Consider the following 296-nt stretch of genomic DNA (forward strand, 5'->3'; position numbering starts at 1 on the left):
TCTGTGCTCATTCTGATCACTAAACCCTTTTTAAAGGAATCAGGGTTAAGAGTTAGTTGAAACCGGTCGATGGAGAAGCCCCGATGTTTGATAAACTAGATATTATGCGCATGTCGCAAGCGATGGCATCGCACGCAAGTACCCGTCAGGCGACAATCGCCCAGAACGTGGCCAATGCAGATACGCCCTGGTACAAAGCCCGTGATGTTGTCGCCTTTTCGGATGCCTATGAGGGCACCAATGAGAAACCTTTGCTAGCATCTCGTGAAGGCCATCTTACTGAGGCCGACCGAGGC

At 50.7% G+C, this 296-nt stretch carries 1 protein-coding gene; it reads left to right on the forward strand.

Going from position 1 to position 296, the window contains the following annotated elements; translation table 11 throughout:
• Positions 1–83: 83 nt before the first annotated feature.
• On the forward strand, positions 84–296 hold a 213-nt coding region (locus AB9F29_RS22170; RefSeq protein WP_369757286.1), incomplete at its 3' end, for a flagellar basal body protein.

The sequence above is a fragment of the Falsihalocynthiibacter sp. S25ZX9 genome (assembly GCF_041205405.1).
GTDB lineage: Bacteria > Pseudomonadota > Alphaproteobacteria > Rhodobacterales > Rhodobacteraceae > Falsihalocynthiibacter > Falsihalocynthiibacter arcticus.